The sequence below is a fragment of the Paenarthrobacter sp. 4246 genome, from assembly GCF_040546855.1.
In the GTDB taxonomy this organism is placed as follows: Bacteria; Actinomycetota; Actinomycetes; order Actinomycetales; family Micrococcaceae; genus Arthrobacter.
On the sequence record NZ_JBEPOP010000003.1, the window covers coordinates 324,147 to 340,230 of the forward strand.

12 protein-coding genes are annotated in these 16,084 nt (G+C 62.3%); 5 read left to right on the forward strand and 7 right to left on the reverse strand.

The genetic code is table 11. The features are described from left to right. Positions 1 to 6 precede the first annotated feature (6 nt). Positions 7 to 2,106, forward strand: a complete 2,100-nt coding sequence (locus tag ABIE35_RS06865; protein ID WP_354513491.1) for an acyl-CoA dehydrogenase family protein — start codon at positions 7 to 9, stop codon at positions 2,104 to 2,106. A gap of 121 nt (positions 2,107 to 2,227) precedes the next feature. Here the strand turns inward: ABIE35_RS06865 and glgA are convergent, their stop codons facing one another. Beyond that, positions 2,228 to 3,424, reverse strand: a complete 1,197-nt coding sequence (glgA, locus tag ABIE35_RS06870; RefSeq protein ID WP_354513492.1) for a glycogen synthase — start codon at positions 3,422 to 3,424, stop codon at positions 2,228 to 2,230. 93 nt (positions 3,425 to 3,517) lie between these two features. On the opposite strand from glgA, the gene glgC reads away from it, so the two are divergent. After that, positions 3,518 to 4,930 carry a glucose-1-phosphate adenylyltransferase gene (gene glgC, locus ABIE35_RS06875; protein ID WP_172322769.1) on the forward strand — a complete coding sequence of 471 codons (1,413 nt, stop codon included), beginning with the start codon at positions 3,518 to 3,520 and terminating at the stop codon, positions 4,928 to 4,930. A gap of 73 nt (positions 4,931 to 5,003) precedes the next feature. Next, on the forward strand, positions 5,004 to 6,455 hold the full coding sequence (locus ABIE35_RS06880) for an SDR family NAD(P)-dependent oxidoreductase (protein ID WP_354513494.1): 1,452 nt from the start codon (positions 5,004 to 5,006) through the stop codon (positions 6,453 to 6,455). Positions 6,456 to 6,525: 70 nt separating this feature from the next. Here the strand turns inward: ABIE35_RS06880 and ABIE35_RS06885 are convergent, their stop codons facing one another. Genes ABIE35_RS06885 through ABIE35_RS06895 form a run of 3 tightly spaced genes read right to left on the reverse strand, consistent with a single transcriptional unit; the run spans position 6,526 to position 9,912 of the window. Continuing rightward, the gene (locus ABIE35_RS06885; protein ID WP_354513496.1) at positions 6,526 to 7,377 is read right to left on the reverse strand and encodes a transglutaminase family protein; all 852 of its coding nucleotides are present in this window, start codon (positions 7,375 to 7,377) and stop codon (positions 6,526 to 6,528) included. Beyond that, on the reverse strand, positions 7,374 to 8,300 hold the full coding sequence (locus ABIE35_RS06890; protein ID WP_354513498.1) for an alpha-E domain-containing protein: 927 nt from the start codon (positions 8,298 to 8,300) through the stop codon (positions 7,374 to 7,376). Before ABIE35_RS06890 ends, ABIE35_RS06885 begins: the two co-directional genes overlap by 4 nt. Before the next feature lie 55 nt (positions 8,301 to 8,355). Continuing rightward, a complete protein-coding gene (locus ABIE35_RS06895) occupies positions 8,356 to 9,912 on the reverse strand; it encodes a circularly permuted type 2 ATP-grasp protein (protein ID WP_089595098.1) in 1,557 nt (518 codons plus the stop codon). A 111-nt stretch (positions 9,913 to 10,023) separates the two neighbouring features. Here ABIE35_RS06895 and ABIE35_RS06900 point away from each other — a divergent pair, with 111 nt between their 5' ends. Both ABIE35_RS06900 and pepN read left to right on the forward strand, forming a co-directional pair. Next, positions 10,024 to 11,061, forward strand: a complete 1,038-nt coding sequence (locus ABIE35_RS06900) for a YeiH family protein (protein ID WP_354513500.1) — start codon at positions 10,024 to 10,026, stop codon at positions 11,059 to 11,061. A gap of 4 nt (positions 11,062 to 11,065) precedes the next feature. Then, complete coding sequence (gene pepN / locus ABIE35_RS06905; protein ID WP_354513502.1) at positions 11,066 to 13,672, forward strand: aminopeptidase N; 2,607 nt, start codon at positions 11,066 to 11,068, stop codon at positions 13,670 to 13,672. A 14-nt stretch (positions 13,673 to 13,686) separates the two neighbouring features. Here pepN and lplAB read toward each other — a convergent pair whose 3' ends face one another. From lplAB to ABIE35_RS06920, 3 genes are all read right to left on the reverse strand, one after another. After that, a complete protein-coding gene (lplAB, locus tag ABIE35_RS06910) occupies positions 13,687 to 14,796 on the reverse strand; it encodes a lipoate-protein ligase LplAB (RefSeq protein ID WP_502921366.1) in 1,110 nt (369 codons plus the stop codon). 76 nt (positions 14,797 to 14,872) lie between these two features. Further along, positions 14,873 to 15,130 (reverse strand): type B 50S ribosomal protein L31, encoded by a 258-nt coding sequence (locus tag ABIE35_RS06915; RefSeq protein WP_017200906.1) that lies wholly within the window; start codon positions 15,128 to 15,130, stop codon positions 14,873 to 14,875. Positions 15,131 to 15,273: 143 nt separating this feature from the next. Beyond that, a complete protein-coding gene (locus ABIE35_RS06920; protein ID WP_354513506.1) occupies positions 15,274 to 16,083 on the reverse strand; it encodes a TrmH family RNA methyltransferase in 810 nt (269 codons plus the stop codon). Position 16,084: the final 1 nt, after the last annotated feature.

Genomic DNA, 16,084 nt, shown 5'->3' on the forward strand with positions numbered 1-16,084 from the left:
AGCAACATGACTGAAGTAGTGGACCGGACCGCCTCCGCCCAGCGCCCCACAGGCAGCAAGGATGACGCCACTGGCGCCGAGCCTGTGGTGGACGTCGCCGCGCTTGGAGAGCAACTCCTCGGCAAGTGGGCGCACATCCGCCACGAGGCCCGCAAGGTGGCAGGCAATCCGGCGGTACAAAAGATCGAAGGGCTGCACCACACCGAGCACCGCGCCCGCGTGTTTGAGCAATTGAAGTTCCTGGTGGACAACAACACAGTCCATCGTGCCTTCCCCACCCGCTTGGGTGGCTCCGACGATCACGGCGGCAACATCGCCGGCTTCGAAGAGATCGTCACCGCCGATCCGTCGCTTCAGATCAAGGCCGGCGTCCAGTGGGGTCTGTTTGGCTCTGCCGTGATGCACCTCGGCACGATGGAACATCAGGACAAGTGGCTCCCCGGCATCATGAGCCTGGAGATTCCCGGATGCTTCGCCATGACCGAGACCGGCCACGGCTCTGACGTTGCCAGCATCGCCACCACGGCGACCTACGACGAAGCCAGCCAGGAATTCGTCATCAATACACCTTTCCGTGCGGCGTGGAAGGACTACATTGGCAATGCTGCCAATGACGGCCTCGCTGCTGTGGTGTTCGCCCAGTTGATCACCAGGAACGTCAATCACGGCGTCCATGCGTTCTATGTTGAACTCCGTGATCCAACCACCAAGGAGTTCCTTGCGGGCATCGGCGGTGAAGACGACGGCATCAAGGGCGGACTCAACGGCATCGACAACGGCCGGTTGCACTTCACCGATGTACGTATCCCGCGCACCAACCTGCTGAACCGCTACGGCGATGTGGCTGTGGACGGCACCTACTCCTCCAGCATCGAGAGCCCGGGGCGCCGCTTCTTCACGATGCTTGGCACCCTCGTCCAAGGACGTGTTTCCCTGGACGGAGCAGCGGTTGCTGCCAGCAAAGTGGCTTTGAAGACTGCCATCCAGTACGCCACTGAACGCCGTCAGTTCAACGCCTCCTCGGCAACCGATGAGGAAGTCCTCCTGGACTACCAGCGACACCAGCGCCGGCTGTTCACCCGGCTGGCCACTACCTACGCGGCCAGCTTCGCGCACGAGCAGCTACTGCAGAAATTCGACGACGTCTTCTCCGGCGCGCACGACACCGACGCCGACCGTCAGGACTTGGAAACGCTGGCGGCCGCGCTCAAGCCGCTCAGTACATGGCATGCCCTGGACACTTTGCAGGAGTGCCGCGAAGCATGTGGCGGTGCGGGTTTCCTGATTGAGAACCGTTTTGCTTCGCTGCGTGCGGACCTTGATGTCTATGTGACCTTTGAAGGCGACAACACCGTCCTGTTGCAGCTGGTCGCCAAGCGGCTGCTTGCCGACTACGCCAAGGAATTCCGCAGCGCTGACTTTGGTGTCCTTGCGCGCTACGTGGTGGACCAGGCTGCAGGTGTGGCCCTTCACCGGACGGGCCTTCGCCAGGTAGCCCAGTTTGTGGCCGACACCGGGTCGGTTCAGAAGGCGGCTTTGGCTTTGCGGGACGAGGAAGGCCAGCGCACCCTCCTGGCTGACCGCGTGCAGTCCATGGTCGCCGAGGTCGGTTCTGCACTGAAGGGAGCCAACAAACTCCCCCAGCACCAGGCCGCAGCGCTGTTCAACCAGCACCAGCACGAACTCATAGAGGCGGCCCAGGCACACGCTGAACTGCTCCAGTGGGAAGCTTTTACCGAGGCCCTGACCCATGTCACGGATGAGGGAACCAAGCGCGTGCTGACCTGGCTGCGCGACCTGTTCGGTTTGTCCCTGATTGAGAAGCACCTTTCCTGGTACTTGATGAACGGCAGGCTCTCGATGCAGCGTGGCCGTACGGTGGGCACGTACATCAACCGGTTGCTGGTCAAGATCCGCCCGCACGCTGTGGACCTCGTCGATGCTTTCGGCTACGGTCCTGAGCACCTGCGGGCCTCGATCGCGACCGGCGCAGAATCCAACCGTCAGGACGAGGCACGCAAGCACTTCCGTGAGCAGCGGGCCAGCGGCAGTGCACCCGCCGACGAGAAAGCCCTTCTTGCACTGAAAGCGTCCAAAACCCGCTAGCAGAGCCAAGCAGCTACGCGGTTAAGAGTTGCGGAACTGTTAAACAGCACGACGACGCCGTACCCACCGAAGGGGGCGGCGTCGTCGTGCTTTCATTGTCTGCTGTTGGAGCGCTGCTGGTTCAGCGCAAGACCGACCGGTAGACCTCCAGCGTCGTCTCCGTAATGGATTCCCAGGAGAAGTGCTCTTCTGCCCGGCGGCGCCCCGCAATGCCCATCTCGCGGGCACGAGCAGGATCTGCCACCACCTCGTTTAAGGCAGCCGCGAAGTCGCTGACGAATTTCTCCGGGTCCAGGGGCGTCCCGGTTCCGTCGGTGACTTGTTCCAGTTGCACCAGCAGCCCGGTTTCGCCGTGCTGGACCACCTCTGGAATGCCGCCCGTGGCACTGGCCACTACCGCCGCACCGCATGCCATGGCTTCGAGGTTCACGATGCCCAGGGGCTCGTAGATCGAAGGGCAGGCGAACGCCGTGGCATGGCTGAGCACCTGGATGAGTTCCTTCCGGGGCAGCATCCGCTCGATGAGGACCACCCCTTGGCGCTTGGTCTGCAGTTCCTCGATGAGCCGTGCAGTTTCGGCGGCAAGCTCGGGTGTGTCGGCGGCTCCGAGGCACAGCACCAACTGGACGTCGTCAGGAAGGCTGGACGCCGCGCGAAGCAGGTACGGTACCCCCTTCTGGCGGGTGTTGCGTCCCACGAAGACCACGCTGGGCTTGGCGGGATCGATGCCCAGGGCACGGATTGCGTCGTCCTCTTCATCGCGTTCCCAGAGGGAAACATCGATGCCGTTGTGGACAACGCGGACCTTGTCCGGATCAACGTTGGGGTAGCTGCGCAGGATGTCCTGACGCATGCCGTCGGAGACGGCGATGATCGCGGCCGCTGCCTCATAAGCCGTTTTCTCCACCCATGAGGACAACGCGTAGCCGCCCCCCAGCTGCTCAGCCTTCCAGGGGCGGAGAGGCTCAAGGCTATGGGCGCTGAGCACATGGGGAATTCCGTGCAGCAGCGACGCGAGGTGGCCCGCCATGTTGGCATACCAGGTGTGCGAGTGGACTAAGTCCGCTCCCGCAATATCCGGAACGATCCTCAGGTCCACGCCCAGGGTTTGAAGGGCTGCGTTGGCATCGCCGAGGTCTTCAGGGGTGGCGTAGGAAGCCACCGAAGCCCCGTGATAGTCGGTATCACGCGGCGCGCCGAAGGCCCGCACGTGAAGATCGACGTGCTTTGCCAGCACCCGGCTGAGCTCGGCAACGTGGACACCGGCACCGCCATAAATTTCCGGAGGGAATTCTTTAGTCACAATGTCTATTCGCACGCTAACCAACGTAGTCGTTCCGGCGTATGTGTTCTAGTGTGAAAGAGTCCGGAAAATCGGACTTTTGGGGGATACGAAGACGTACGGGGAGCTGTGACCATGGCGTTGAAGAAAGTTCTGGCAATCGTATTGGCAGGCGGAGAAGGCAACCGACTCATGCCGCTGACGGCGGATCGGGCCAAGCCCGCGGTTCCGTTCGCAGGCGGCTACAGGTTAATTGACTTTGCACTATCCAATCTCGTTAATTCGGGATATTTGAAAATCGTCGTACTGACGCAGTACAAATCGCACAGCCTTGACCGGCACATCTCGGAGACCTGGCGTATGTCAACGCAGCTGGGCCGGTATGTAGCTTCTGTGCCCGCGCAGCAACGCGTGGGCAAGAGCTGGTTCCTTGGCAGTGCCAACGCAATCTACCAATCGCTGAACCTCATCCATGACGACGCCCCGGACATCGTGGTTGTGGTCGGCGCAGACCACGTGTACCGCATGGACTTCTCCCAAATGGTGGAGCAGCACATTGCCAGTGGCGCAAAAGCGACGGTGGCTGCTGTGCGGCAGCCCCTGAACATGGCCAACCAATTCGGTGTGATCGAGGTAGACCAGAACGATCCCCAGAAAATCGCCGCCTTCGTGGAAAAACCGGCCAGCACCCCCGGGCTGGCAGCAGATCCCACGCAGTTCCTGGCCTCCATGGGCAACTACGTCTTCAACGCAGACGCCCTGGTTGAAGCCCTGCACGTGGATGCAGAGCGCCTTGATACCAAGCACGACATGGGCGGGGACATCATTCCGTATTTCGTGGACCAGGGCGAAGCAGGCGTATACGACTTCACGCTCAATGACATCCCGGGAGCCACGGATCGGGACCGCACTTACTGGCGGGACGTCGGTACCATCGACTCGTTCTATGACGCCCATATGGACCTCATCTCCCCCGTGCCGATCTTCAACCTTTATAACTCCGAGTGGCCGATCTACACGCGCCAGAGCATCTCGCCCCCTGCAAAATTTGTCCGGGGCGAGAACAACACGGTGGGTACGGCCCTCGATTCCATTGTTGCCAGCGGTGTGGTGGTTTCCGGTGGAATCGTTGAAGGTTCCGTGATCTCCAACGACGCCTACGTGGCCGCCGGAAGCCGTGTCCAGGACTCCGTTCTTATGGACAAGGTCCGGGTAGGCGAAGGCGCCGTGATTAAGCGGGCCATCCTGGACAAGAACGTCAAGGTTCCTGCAGGTGCGGCCATCGGCCTGGACCCAGCACTGGATAAGGCGCGGGGGTACAAGGTGACGGAGTCAGGCATCACCGTGCTGGCAAAGGGCCAGGTTGTGCCCGAGCCCGGCGAGGCCGAGCTCGCACTGTCCGCGCAACACCGCCGTGGATTGCCAGAGGCTGTCAAGGCTGCCACCCATGATGATCCGGACATCCGCGACTCTGCCGAAAAGGTAGCAGCGGGAATCCAATCGCGCGTAGCGGACGCCGCAGCGCAGGGTGCCTCGCACTAAGCGCTGGGCGCCCGGCTGACGCCGACAGAACCCGAGGCAGGCCACTGGCTCCCAAGGCTGTAAAATCAGGTCAATGAGCTCCACCGATCTGACGCCTGAAGAGATCCAGGCCTGCCTCAAGGTTCTGACCACGATCCACGTCTATGACGAGGAGCACCCGGACTACGTTGCAGTCCGCCGTGCCACCGGCAAGATGTTCAAAGCCGTCAAGCGACACCGCCGGGTCACCAAGCGCGACTCCATTGCCGAGGCTGACCGGGCCGTCATAGCCCTGACTGCCACCGCCGCCCCGGACCGCATTGACGACGAAACCCGCGGCAACAAGCTGGCACCCTCCGCTACTGGTGAGATTGCCGGCCACCTCATCCGCTCGCGTCCCTGCTACATCTGCAAGAAGCACTACACGCAGGTTGATGCCTTCTACCACCAGCTCTGCCCTGAGTGCGCGGCCTTCAGCCACAGCAAGCGCGATGCCCGCACCGATCTCACGGGACGCAGGGCCCTATTGACCGGCGGACGTGCCAAGATCGGCATGTACATCGCGCTGCGCCTGCTCAGGGATGGCGCCCATACCACCATCACCACCCGCTTCCCCAAGGACGCGGCCCGTCGTTTTGCTGCCATGGAAGACAGCAGCGAGTGGCTGCACCGGCTACGGATCGTGGGCATCGACCTCCGCGACCCGGCACAGGTCATGGCTCTGACGGACTCCCTTAACGAGGCTGGCCCGCTGGACATCATCATCAACAACGCAGCCCAGACCGTTCGGCGCTCCGGCAATGCATACAAGCCCCTGGTCGACGCAGAGGACGAGCCGTTGCCTGCCGCCCTTGACGCTGCCAATGGTGGCCCGGAGTTGGTCACGTTCGGCCATGCCCATGACAAACATCCCTTGGCCCTTGCCAGCAGCGTCACCGAGCACCCTGTCCTGGCGGGCGATGCGATCACCTCTCTGGCGCTCTCCACCGGGTCCGCGTCCCTGGAACGGATCGAGTCTGGAACAGCGATCGATGCCGGCGGCTTGGTCCCCGACCTCGCCTCGATCAACAGCTGGACCCAAGTGGTGGACGAGGTGGATCCCTTGGAGATGCTCGAGGTCCAGCTGTGCAACGTCACTGCGCCATTCTTGCTGGTCAGTCGCCTTCGGGATGCCATGAAGCGGTCGACGGCCCACAGGAAGTACATCGTGAACGTCTCCGCCATGGAGGGACAGTTCTCCCGCGCCTACAAGGGCCCCGGACACCCCCACACCAACATGGCCAAGGCCGCGTTGAATATGATGACCCGGACCAGCGCCCAGGAAATGCTGGACTCCGATGGCATCCTCATGACGGCGGTGGATACGGGATGGATCACTGACGAACGACCGCACTACACCAAAGTCAGGCTCATGGAAGAAGGATTCCATGCACCGTTGGATCTGGTGGATGGCGCCGCTAGAGTCTACGACCCCATCGTGATGGGCGAAAAGGGCGAGGACCAGTACGGTGTCTTCTTGAAGGACTACAAACCGTCACCTTGGTAAACAGGCTACGGACGAGCATGGATAAGGCCCCTGAGAGCGACTCTTGGGGGCCTTGTCCATGCCTGATCTCTTACGCGAGGCGCGTGATCTCCACCGAAACGGAGAGTCCCGAGCCGCCGCCACCGGACAGGATGCCCTTCAGCGGGGGAACATCGCGGTAGTCACGACCCCGCGCCACCGTGACGTGGTAATCGCCTGCCGGCTTGTGGTTGGTGGGGTCCCAGCTGCGCCATTCCCCATCCCACCATTCCAGCCACGCGTGGGATTGGCCCGCAACGGTTTCGCCGATGTCGGCCGAGGACCTCGGGTGGATGTACCCCGAAACATAGCGGGCAGGGATGCCGCTGCAGCGCAATGCTCCAATGGCCAAGTGGGCCAGGTCCTGGCACACGCCTTGGCGCTGGGACCACGCCTGCTCGGCATTCGTCGTCACCCCGGTGGTGCCCTTCATATAAGTCATCTCACCGGCCATCCAGGCGAACACCGCCAAGGCTGCCTCGTGGGGATTCTTCCCCTCTACAATGCCGGGGACAATGCCCAGAACTTCCTCGCCCGGTCCGCTGAGCCTGGACTGGGGCAACCAGTCGCTGAACTCGTCCTGCACCTTGTCCGAAGCAATGATGTCCCATCCGACGATGTCGTCCTCGACTGCCACGCGTTCGGTGCGGTGCACTTCCACAGTGGCCGTGGCGAGGACCTCAAGGCTCTCATGCGGCATTTGCATATCGAATGCCGTGACCCTGGTGCCCCAGTAGTCACGGTAGGTGCTGACGGACGCCTGGTTGGGTGAGACCTTCAGCGAGGACTCGAGGACCACCTGCTGGCCGTCGGTGAGGGGCGTCATCCGGGCCTCGTTATAGGACAACGTCACGCGGCGGTTGTACTTGTAAGCCGTCTTGTGGACGATGCTCAGCCGGGTCATGAAACTTCTCCCACCCAGGCGTGCTCATCAGCCTGATTGAAGTACTTACGGGAAATCGCATCGGACGCCTGCGTCACGGCCTTCTGCACACGTTCCATGTGCTCGGGCAGCTCGGACATGAGGTCGTCTGTGCGGTGGAACTCGAGGAACGTGCGGGCCTGGCCCACAATGCGCCGGGCATCGTTGATGAAGCCCACACGCTGGGCTGATGGGTCCAGTTTCGCGAGGCATTCATCGGCATCGCGCAGGGCATAGACGATGGACCGCGGAAACAAACGGTCCAACAGCAGGAATTCCGCGGCGTGCTGGTCTCCGAAGGCAGCCCTGCGCGTACGGATGAACGACTCATAGGCGCCGGCGCATCGGAGCATGTTGACCCACGACATTCCTGCAGACTGGACATCGCGCGTTGAGAGCATGCGGGCAGTCATGTCCGCCCGTTCCAGGGAACGACCCAACACCATGAACAACCAGCTCTCGTCATGGCTGACGGTGGTGTCCGCAAGACCACGGACCATCGCTGTCCGTTCGAGGACCCAGTTGCAGAAACGGTAGGTTCCCACCACGTCCTTGCGATGCTGGTTGAGGCCGTAATAGGTGGTGTTGAGGCTTTCCCAGAGGGACTGCGAGACAGTTTCCCGGGCACGCCGTGCATTCTCGCGGGCAGCCCCCAGGGAACCGGCAATGGAGGACGCACTCTGCTTGTCATAAGCAAGTGCATGCAGGAGTTCAGGGAGTCCGAAGTCCTCGCTCTGGGGCTTGGCACCCATCACGGCCAGGAGTTCCCGGGCTACGCTCTGCTGCTCCTCCAGGGGCAGGTGGTTCAGTCGTTCGAGGTGCACATCCAGGATCCTGGACGTACCGTCGGCGCGTTCTACGTAGCGTCCGATCCAAAAAAGAGACTCAGCAATACGGCTCAGCATGGAACTGCCTCCTTCGAGTGGTGCAGGTCGAAGTTCAAGTGGTGGTGGAGCGGGGTCACTGTTGCTGCTCCGTTTGGCGGTCACGCCAATTGCTTTCCACGGGCCACACAGATACCTGTTCACGGACGGTGACGGACTGGCGAGGGATGACCTCGGCGGGGAGCTTCGGCGAGTCGGCCAGGACCCAGGTGTCCTTGGAACCGCCGCCCTGGCTGGAGTTCACGATCAAGGAACCTTCCTTGAGTGCCACCCTGGTCAGTCCGCCGGGGAGGACCCAGACGTCGTCGCCGTCGTTGACTGCGAAGGGCCGGAGGTCAACGTGGCGGGGTCCGAATTTGTCCCCGGAAAGCGTCGGCACGGTCGACAGCTGCAGGACAGGTTGCGCGATCCATCCGCGGGGATCGGCAATAACCCGCTTGCGCAGGGCATCGAGCTCGTCCTTCGTGGCATCAGGTCCAATAACCAGTCCCTTGCCGCCTGAGCCGTCCACGGGCTTCACCACCAGTTCGTCAAGGCGGTCCAGCACATGCTCCCTGGCTTCCTTTTCCTCTAGCCGGAAAGTGTCAACGTTGGCGATGATCGGCTCTTCGTGAAGGTAGTACCGGATCAGGTCAGGCACGTAACTGTACACGAGCTTGTCATCAGCTACGCCGTTGCCTACTGCGTTGGCTATGGTCACTCCCCCGGCACGTGCAGCATTGACCAGGCCCGGACAACCCAGCATGGAATCGGAACGGAACTGGAGCGGATCCAGGAAGTCGTCATCGATGCGCTTGTAGATGACGTCCACGCGCTGTTCGCCCGCAGTGGTCCGCATGTAGACGCGGTTGCCGCGGCAAATGAGGTCGCGGCCTTCCACCAGTTCCACACCCATGAGGCCGGCAAGGAGCGTGTGTTCAAAGTAGGCGCTGTTGAACACGCCGGGCGTCAGGACAACCACCGTGGGATCGTCCACGCCCGCCGGAGCAGTCTTACGGAGTGCTGAGAGAAGGCGCCGGGGATATTCCTCCACGGGGCGGATGTGTTGCTGGCCGAAAGCCTCTGGAAGGCCCTTGGCCATCGCCCGGCGATTCTCCAAAACGTAGCTGACGCCGGAGGGAACGCGGACGTTGTCCTCAAGCACCCTGAAGGTCCCGGCAGCATCACGGACGACGTCGATGCCCGAGACATGGACACGTACACCGCCGGATGGCTCGAATCCATGGACTGCCCGGTGGAAGTGTGCGCTGGTGGTGACGAGTTGCCGGGGGATCACGCCGTCGGTGACTACCGCCATGCGTCCGTAGACGTCGTTGAGGAAAGCCTCCAGTGCTTTGACCCGCTGGGCTACCCCGCGTTCCAGGACATTCCATTCGTCGGCAGGGATAACGCGGGGAACGATGTCCAGCGGGAACGGGCGCTCCTCCCCCGCGTAGTCGAAGGTGACACCGCGGTCCAGGAACGTGCGCGCCATGGAGTCGGCCCGGGCTGTCACATCGGCCAGCGACAGCTCCCGCAAGGCGCCGGAAACCTGACCGTAGGATTTTCTGGCAACGTGGCCGGGGGCAAACATCTCGTCATAGGCGCCGCTGCGGGCAGCGGCCTCGGAGTAATCCTGGAATAGGTCAGACATGGGAATTAGACAATCACCTTTTTGAGTCGAGCGCATTACGCACTGATTGTGTCGCGGTTTCCGGATGTTCCCGGTTCGCCTTTCCGTGCCCCCATCCGGCAGGGTTATGGCATGCCCTTCAATAGTCTTGCGCCCCAGCTGTCCCGGCTGGGGCCCGGGTTGGTCCTGAGCATCGCCGCTACGGGTCTTGCCTTCGCAATCCACGCCGTGTTTCCGGCGGTTCCGGCCATGACGCTCGCTGTTGCCTTGGGCTTGCTCTCAGCAAATATACCGGGGACGGCTGTCCTCACGGCGGGGCGCGCCCGCCCGGGGCTGGACTTCGCGGGGAAACACCTCATGCGTGCAGGCATTGTCCTGCTGGGACTCAAGGTCAGCATGGGCGATGTCCTTGGACTTGGGTGGGTGGCACTGCTGCTGATCGCCGGGGTGGTCCTGGTGAGCTTCGCAGGAACCTATGGCCTGGCCCGCTTGTTGCGCCTCCCCCGCGAGGCTGCGTTGTTGATTGCCACAGGCTTTTCCATCTGCGGCGCTTCGGCGATCGGGGCCATGGCTGCAGTGCGGCGGATCAGGCACCAGGACACGGTCCTGCCAGTAGCGCTGGTAACCCTCTGCGGCACGTTGGCCATTGGGGTTCTTCCCCTGCTCATGCACCCCTTGGGCCTCAGCCCCGGGCAGTTCGGTGCATGGACAGGCGCCTCCGTCCATGACGTCGGCCAGGTGGTGGCCACCGCCCAAACCGCCGGGACCTCGGCGTTGGCAATTGCCGTCGTCGTGAAATTGACCAGGGTTGTCCTGCTGGCACCGATAGCAGCCACCGCGGGGCTTCATCAGCGGGTCCTCCATGTCCGGGAACGCGCCAATGGAGCGGCCGGAATGGAGAGTAGGTTTCCGCCGATTGTCCCTTTGTTCGTGGTGGGTTTCCTCGCATTGGTGGCCGTACGGTCGTTGGGCTGGGCGCCGCCGGTGGCCTTGGAGATCGCGGCAGCGGTCCAGGACATTCTGCTCGCGACGGCGCTCTTTGGACTGGGCTCTGCCGTGCGCATACGGACCCTGATCCACACCGGAGGGCGTGCTGTTCTGGTGGCTCTGGGATCCTGGCTGCTCATCGCATCGCTGGGCCTGGGCGCCGCCTTGATCATGATTAGATAGCTGTGTGTCGAATCACAATCTATCGCGCGATGAAGCCGCTACCCGTTCAGCCCTGATCACCACCCACAGCTACGACGTCACCCTCGATGTCCGCGACGCGGAAGATCCCGCCGTTTCCGGTTACACGAGTACCAGCACCATCACTTTCTCCGCTGAGCCAGGCTCTGCCACCTTCCTGGATTTCATCCATGGCGGCGTGCAGTCCGTGGTGCTGAACGGTCAGGCGTTGGACGTCGGGTCGGTGGTGGACCGCGACAGGATCATCCTGGCCGGACTGGGGGCCGAGAACACGGTCACCGTGACCGGGACAGCGCTTTACAGCCGCTCAGGCGAGGGCATGCACCGATTTGTTGATCCTGCCGATGGCCAGTGCTACCTCTACACCCAGTACGAACCTGCCGACAGCCGCCGGGTCTTCGCCAACTTCGAACAGCCCGACCTCAAGGCCGAATTTACGTTCCATGTGATCGCTCCGGCAGGCTGGGAAGTCGCGTCCAACGGCGTTGAGGAACTGCGGACACCGGAGGCCGGTGACACCCGCGCCGCGCGCTGGGATTTTGCCAGGACCCAACGCATGTCCACATACATCACCACCGTGCTCGCGGGGCCCTACTTCAAGGCAACTGACCACTGGGGCGTAACGCTCGACGACGACACCCGCCTTGACGTGCCGCTGGCACTCTTCTGCCGGGCCTCGTTGGCGGACTCCTTCGATGCCGATGAACTGTTCCGGTTGACCAAGAGCGGGCTGGCCTTTTTCAACGACCTCTTCGACTACCCCTACCCGTGGGGTAAGTATGACCAGGCCTTCGTGCCCGAATACAACCTCGGCGCCATGGAAAATCCCGGGCTGGTCACATTCACGGAAAAGTATGTCTACGCCTCCCGCGCAACCGATGCCCAGTACCAGGCCCGTGCCAACACCTTGATGCACGAGATGGCCCACATGTGGTTCGGCGACCTCGTGACCATGAACTGGTGGGACGATCTCTGGCTCAAGGAGTCGTTCGCCGACTACATGGGGACACTTGGCGTGGACCGTGCCACCGATTGGGACACCGCATGGGTGAACTTCGCCAATAAGCGTAAAGCCTGGGCCTATGTCCAGGACCAGCTGCCCACCACGCACCCGATTGTGGCCGACATCCCGGACCTTGAAGCAGCCAAGCAGAACTTTGACGGGATCACCTATGCCAAGGGCGCTTCGGTACTGAAACAACTGGTGGCCTACGTAGGCTTTGATGCCTTCATTGCCGGCTCCCGTCAGTACTTCCGGGACCATGCGTTCGGCAATACCTCTCTCCAGGACCTCCTCCGCGCGCTCAGCACCGCATCAGGAAGGGACCTTGGAGACTGGGCCCGTCAATGGCTTCAGACGTCCGGAATTTCCACCATCGCGGCAGAAATCGTGGACGACAACGGCGTCTTTGGCGCCGTGACGCTTCGGCAGGATGCCATTGACCCCATCACCGGACATCAGGAACTCCGACCGCACCGGTTGCGGTTGGGTCTGTACGACGCCGATGCTTCGGGCCGGCTGGTCCGCTCCGAAAGCCATGAGGTGGACGTAACAGGGCCCAGCACCTTGGTGCCGCAGCTGAACGGCAAGCGCCGTCCTGCCCTGCTTCTGGTCAACGATGACGACCTGAGCTACGCCAAGGTCCGCCTGGATCCGGATTCCGAACACACTGTCCGGACGTCGCTCGACAAAATCACCGATCCCATGGCCCGCGCCCTGTGCTGGACCGCATTGTGGGATTCTGCCCGCGACGGTGTAACGCCCGCCGTACGCTACGTGGCCGCAGTGGAGCAGTTTGCCTCCTCGGAGACCGGCATCGGGGTCCTGTTGAACGTGCTTGGCAATGCTTCCGGCGCCATTGAACGCTACGTTCCGGTGGCAGCCCGTGAAGGGGTACGCAAAGACTTCCTCGCAGTATTGGCGGCCAGGATGAAGGCAGCGGCCCCCGGCTCCGACCATCAGCTGGCATGGGCGAGGACATTGGCGGACGTGTCCCGGCACGGGGACACAGAACTTCCTTTGCTGCGCGGAATCCTGGAAGGCAGCATTGTCATTGACGGACTTGCGGTGGACGCAGAACTGCGGTGGAGCTTCTGGCAGGCCCTGTCCGCCCAAGGCCAGGCGTCACGTGCCGAATTGGACCGGGAACTGCAGGCCGATAAGACAGCGTCCGGCAGGGAGGGCCATGCCCTGGCATCGGCCGCCGTGCCGGATGCCTCAGTCAAGGCAGCCGCTTGGGATTCCACGGTTAACAGCCCTGGGCTGTCCAACGAGATCCTGAGCGCAACAATAGCGGGCTTCTCCACGGCCCCGGGGTTCCTGCTGGAACCGTATGTGGAACGCTACTTCGACTGCCTCGAGCAGGTATGGGCGGAACGCAGCATCGAGATTGCCGGCAGGATTGTGCGCGGATTGTTCCCGGGCGCACAGGACCTGACCGAGGGCATGCAGCCCGCCGAACATCCGGTGCTGGTGCGGACAGATGATTGGCTGAAGACGCACGCTGATGCTCCCCGCGCACTTCGCCGGATAGTCATAGAGCAGCGAAGCCACTTGCTGCGGGCACTCACGGCACAGGCCGCCGTGGGGTAGATCCCGCCGAAAAGCTACGGAACCCGGTTCAACCATTCGTCGGTGCCGAACTTGCCCTCCACGCGTTTCCTGGCCTCACCGAGCTCGGCCTCGGTGAGGCGGGACTCTTCAGCGCCATAGCGTTCCACGAAGACCTCTTGCATGGCCGCGAGGATGGCCGCTCGGGCGAGCCCCGTTTGGCGTCGAAGCGGATCAACACGCTTCTTGGCGCTGCGTGTCCCTTTGTCCGAGAGCTTTTCCTTGCCGATGCGAAGAACATCCACCATTTTGTCGGCATCGATGTCGTAGCTCATGGTGACGTGGTGCAGCATGCCACCGTTCGCCAGGCGCTTCTGGGCTGCGCCCCCGATCTTGCCTTGTTCGGTAGCGATGTCATTGAGGGGAACGTAGAAAGCGGTGATGCCCAGTTTCTCCAAGGCTGCCATCACCCAGGCATCCAGGAAAGCATAGGAGTCGGCAAAACTGATGCCGTCCACCAAGGTCTGGGGCAGGTAGAGCGAATAGGTGATGCAGTTGCCGGCTTCCATGAACATGGCGCCGCCACCGCTGATGCGTCGCACCACCGTTATGCCGTGGCGGGCTACACCCTCCGGGTCCACCTCGTTGCGTACCGACTGGAAGCTGCCGATCACCACGGATGGCTCCTCCCAATCCCAGAAGCGCAACGTAGGATTGCGCAATCCGGCACCTACCTCCTCAGTGAGGACCTCGTCCAAGGCGACATTCATCTGGGTGGGCAGCACGGTCGGCGGGATGACGTCCCACTGGTGGTCCGCCCAGCTGGTGGCTTTGGCCAGTGCACGGCGGACGGTGACAGCCACGGCTTCCGCGGAGAACCCAAACAGGACGGCATCCTTGGGCAGCCCGGCCGTGACGGCTGCGGCGATGTCTGCTGCCGTTGAGCTGTCCGGAAGTCCGGTGAGTGAGGCGTTGATGGCCTGCAGGGCTTCGTCCGGTTCAAGGAAGAAGTCACCGCTCAGCGAGACGTTGGCGAACCTCCCTGCAACGACGTTCAGGTCAACCACCACCAGTTTGCCGCCGGGAACTTTATATTCGCCGTGAAGGCGGTTGTCGGCGTCGTCGAGGGTGGGTCGCTGCTCAGGGCTGGAAGTCATGCTGTCCATCTTGCCGGAAAACGCAAAAGCCCGCATTGCCGGGAATCCGGCAATGCGGGCTTTGAAAGCCTTGGGGTGAAGTAGATTACTTCTTGCCGCCGAAGCCCTTGAAGCGGGCGTTGAAGCGCTCGACGCGGCCAGCGGAGTCCATGATGCGCTGCTTGCCCGTGTAGAACGGGTGGGACTCCGAAGAGATTTCGACGTCGATAACCGGGTAGGTGTTTCCGTCTTCCCACTCGATGGTCTTCGAAGAAGACACGGTGGACTTGGTCAGGAACTGCGTACCGGAAGCCAGGTCGTTGAAAACAACAGCTTCGTACTTCGGGTGGATATCAGACTTCATAATGGGACCTTTTGTTCACGCAACTGGATTTTGCCAGTTGCCAGGTATGAATGGAGGTGGTCCGGTTGTTGCAGGATGAATAATCCAGCTGCCGGGCCAACAACCAATCATAGCGGAAAGCGCCCCGTCAGACGAAACCGCGATCAGTCCCGTGGACGGAGTTCCCAGAAGGCCACCGCCGAGGCAGCCGCGACGTTGAGCGAGTCAACGCCGGCACGCATGGGAATCTTGACTGCGAGGTCAGCCGCGGCCAACGTGTCCTGGCTCATGCCGGGACCCTCTGTACCAAGCACCAAGGCCAGTTTGGCATACTGCTTTGCCGCAAGATCGTCCAGGTCCAACGCGTCCTCGGTCAACTCCATTGCTGCCACGGTGAAGCCCTGCTCCTTGAGGCGGAACAAGTCGTCGGGCCAGCTTTCCAGGCGGGCCCAGGGAACCTGGAAGACCGTGCCCATGCTGACCCGGACACTGCGCCTGTAGAGCGGATCTCCACAGCGTGGAGAGACCAGGACAGCGTCCACGCCAAGTGCGGCGGCGGACCTGAAGATGGCCCCCACGTTGGTGTGGTCAACGATGTCCTCGAGCACGGCCACGCGCCGCGCGTTGGCCAGCAGCACTTCCAATGGAACAGGGGCAGGCCGGTGCATCGCTGCCATGGCACCGCGGTGCAGATGAAAACCGGTGATTTCTTCCAGCAGGGACGCCTTGCCGATAAACACCGGAACGTCCGGATATGCCTGGAAAACGTCGGCGAGGTCTTCCAGCCACTTCTCCGCCAGGAAAAAGGAGCGGGGCTGGTGCCCGGCTGCCAATGCCCTGCGCAGGACCCTGGAGGATTCGGCGATGTACATGCCCTCTTCAGGCTCGCGTAACTTCCGCAGATGCACATCGGTGAGGGTGGTGTAGTCCGTCACGCGTGGATCATCCGCGGACTCAAGGTAGTGGAATGTCACC

Bases quoted from the DNA above. Each gene is read 5' to 3' on its own strand.
- ABIE35_RS06865 (WP_354513491.1), top strand. From the start codon at position 7: ATGACTGAAGTAGTGGACCGGACCGCCTCCGCCCAGCGCCCCACAGGC.
- ABIE35_RS06880 (WP_354513494.1), top strand. From the start codon at position 5,004: ATGAGCTCCACCGATCTGACGCCTGAAGAGATCCAGGCCTGCCTCAAG.
- ABIE35_RS06885 (WP_354513496.1), bottom strand. From the start codon at position 7,377: ATGACCCGGCTGAGCATCGTCCACAAGACGGCTTACAAGTACAACCGC.
- ABIE35_RS06890 (WP_354513498.1), bottom strand. From the start codon at position 8,300: ATGCTGAGCCGTATTGCTGAGTCTCTTTTTTGGATCGGACGCTACGTA.
- ABIE35_RS06895 (WP_089595098.1), bottom strand. From the start codon at position 9,912: ATGTCTGACCTATTCCAGGATTACTCCGAGGCCGCTGCCCGCAGCGGC.
- ABIE35_RS06900 (WP_354513500.1), top strand. From the start codon at position 10,024: ATGCCCTTCAATAGTCTTGCGCCCCAGCTGTCCCGGCTGGGGCCCGGG.
- lplAB (WP_502921366.1), bottom strand. From the start codon at position 14,796: ATGGACAGCATGACTTCCAGCCCTGAGCAGCGACCCACCCTCGACGAC.
- ABIE35_RS06915 (WP_017200906.1), bottom strand. From the start codon at position 15,130: ATGAAGTCTGATATCCACCCGAAGTACGAAGCTGTTGTTTTCAACGAC.